This window comes from Corallococcus sp. AB030, from assembly GCF_003668965.1.
GTDB lineage: Bacteria > Myxococcota > Myxococcia > Myxococcales > Myxococcaceae > Corallococcus > Corallococcus exiguus.
In genome coordinates, this window is sequence record NZ_RAWQ01000412.1 from 1 (window position 1) to 2,418 (window position 2,418).

The 2,418-nt window shown below is 76.1% G+C and carries 3 protein-coding genes; all 3 read right to left on the reverse strand.

The features are described 5' to 3' along the window. Positions 1-15 precede the first annotated feature (15 nt). The gene (locus D7Y15_RS43115; RefSeq protein WP_121756187.1) at positions 16-627 is read right to left on the reverse strand and encodes an isoprenylcysteine carboxylmethyltransferase family protein; all 612 of its coding nucleotides are present in this window, start codon (positions 625-627) and stop codon (positions 16-18) included. Next, positions 624-1,898: a hypothetical protein gene (locus D7Y15_RS43120; protein ID WP_121756188.1), complete on the reverse strand. Its 1,275-nt coding sequence runs from the start codon at positions 1,896-1,898 to the stop codon at positions 624-626. The genes D7Y15_RS43115 and D7Y15_RS43120 overlap by 4 nt, the downstream gene beginning before the upstream one ends. Then, positions 1,880-2,418, reverse strand: a 539-nt coding sequence (locus D7Y15_RS45065; RefSeq protein WP_199746070.1) for a hypothetical protein, incomplete at its 5' end; no start/stop codon positions are given. The genes D7Y15_RS43120 and D7Y15_RS45065, both read right to left, overlap by 19 nt.

Here is a 2,418-nt window from a genome sequence, read left to right on the forward strand (position 1 = left end):
GGGCTGCATGGGGCCTCAGAGGTAGCGGGGGACGCGCTGGCGGTAGCGCGCGTAGGCCTCGCCGAGGCGGGCGGAGAGGTAGCGCTCCTCCTGGAGCACCAGCCCGTGGAACAGCCCCCCCAGCACCGCGCACGCCCCGAGCGTCACCAGCGACGGAGCCCAGAACGAGGCGCCCACGAGGTACAGGTAGGAGAAGACGTAGATGGGGTTGCGCGAGTAGCGGTGGAGTCCTCTCTCGTGCAGCACGGGCGGGGCCTCCCCCGCGTCCACGCCGATGCGGAACCTTGCGCCCATGCCGTACTGCGCCGCCAGCATGCCCACCAGCCCGAGCACGCCCAGCGCCCAGCCCACCTCCGGCGGAAGGGCCAGCAGGGGCCGGCCCCAGGGCCGCTCGGACCAGCGCGGCCAGAGCGCCGCCGCCGCCACCGAGCCGACCCACACCAGCGAGGCGCCGCTGATCCGCCGCGTGAGGCCCGTGTGGGCGGAGTCGGCCCCGGTGCTCCGGTAGGCCAGCGGGCTGCGGCCGAAGCGCAGGCGGTAGACGAGGCTGGAGCCCAGGTGCCCCAGCAGCAGGTGCAGCGAGATGAAACCCAGGTAGAGCGCGGGCGCGTCGCGAAGCCCCTTCATGGTCCCACCACCTCCGCCGGAAGCCCGAAGCCCGAGGACGCCCAGCCCGCGAGCTGCTCGGTGAAGTCGCGCAGCTCGCCCCGGGTCCACAGTCCCTCGAACGTCGCCGTGTTGATGTTGAGCGTGTCGCCAAAGCCCAGGCCCGTCGCGCCCCAGGTGGCCGTGTGGCTGCGCAGGGAGTGGATGCGGAAGGGCGCGTCCACGAAGTGCTTGTCGAGCTGCCCCAGGTAGGTCGCCACCAGCGTGTTGGTGCGGGGCTCGGCCACCAGCCCGGGGCGCGCGTTGCGCCGCAGCACGGGCCCCGGGGCGAGCCGCGCCACCGCCATGCACTCCAGCGCCGTCGTCCAGTGCACGCCCTCGTCGAGCACGCGCCGCAGCGCCTCGCGCATCAGCGCCGCCAGGGCGGGCGCGTCCTCCAGCCGGGCGCGGACCTCCCGCAGGGGAAGCTCCAGCGGCACCGTCGAGCAGCCGTTGCCCAGCATCCGCCCCAGCCCCAGCATGCGCCGCAGGTCCACCGGCACCCGCAGGCGGATGAGCCCGTCCTTCGTGGGCTCGCGCAGCGCGACGCCCGCCAGCAGCGCGGCGAAGAAGACCTCCGAGGCCTGGACGTCCGTGCGGCCAGCCGGGAGTGTCAGGCGCGCCGTCGCCATCAACGAGCGGCCCGCGGTGTCTCCACTGCGGCGCAGGCCCAGGCCCCGCTGCGCGAGGAGCCGGCGGCGGGGGCTCGCGAGGCCCAGCACCCGGCCCGGCCCGCGCAGCGCCGCGAGCAGCACCTTGCCATCCGTCAGCGTCGAGGGGCCCAGCGGGGGCGACTCCGACGCGCGCCCCGCGCAGTGCAGCCAGAGCCGCTCCAGCAGGTGGGCGAGCGCCTTGGCGTCCCCAATCGCGTGGTGGAGCTGGATGGCGAGCAGCCACGGGCCCGGCGCGCCATCGGCCAGGGGGTGGAGGTGCAGCCGCAGCGGCACGTCCCTCGCGAGGTCCACCCGGGTGTTGATGACCCGCGTCACCGCCTCGGGCTCGTCCAGCGGCTCGGCGCCTTCCAGCAGGGCCGCGTCCACCGCCTCGTCCGTGCGCGGCGCGGGCACCCACGCACCGTGCGCGTCGTCCCAGGCCACGTTGAGGCGCTCGCTCTCGCGCACCAGGGCGCGCAAGGCCCCGCGCAGCCGCGCCACGTCGGGCCGCGCGTCGATGCGCAGCAACACCGTGGCCCAGATGGTGGCCACCTCGCCGTCCAGCCGCGCGAGGAGCGTGTCTACGAAGTTCGCGCGCATCGCTCCACCCATCCGCTCCACAGGGCCCGGGCCGCCTCGCCGTCCAGCCGCGCCCGCCCCACCGCCTCGCGCGCCCGCTCCGGCGCCGGCAGGTGCTGGAAGACGATGTCGTCGGGCGCGTCCAGGCGCTGGCGGAGGCCCGTCGGCAGGTAGCCCGCCGCGAGGAGCACGGGCGTGGCCTCGGCCACCCGCTGGGGCTCGCCCATGGACAGGTGGACGAGGTCCACGCGCGCCCGCGAGGACGGGAGCGCCGTGGCCCCCTGCCCTTCCCCGGCAGGCCCCATCAGCTCCCGCCGTTCGAGCCGCAGGGACTCGTTCCAGTCGAGCGGGCGCAGCACGAAGCCCCCGGCGCGAGGGCGGCGCTCCAGCGGCGTCAGCTCCACCGTCCCCGGCAGGCCCGAGGCGGCGAGGATGGACGCGAGCCACTCCCCCCACGGCCCCGCGGGCAGGAAGCGCCGGCGCGGAGGCAGCGGCGCGAGCACCGTCGTCATCGCCAGCGCCTGCATCGGCAGGCCCGAGC

Bases quoted from the DNA above. Each gene is read 5' to 3' on its own strand.
- D7Y15_RS43115 (WP_121756187.1), bottom strand. From the start codon at position 627: ATGAAGGGGCTTCGCGACGCGCCCGCGCTCTACCTGGGTTTCATCTCG.
- D7Y15_RS43120 (WP_121756188.1), bottom strand. From the start codon at position 1,898: ATGCGCGCGAACTTCGTAGACACGCTCCTCGCGCGGCTGGACGGCGAG.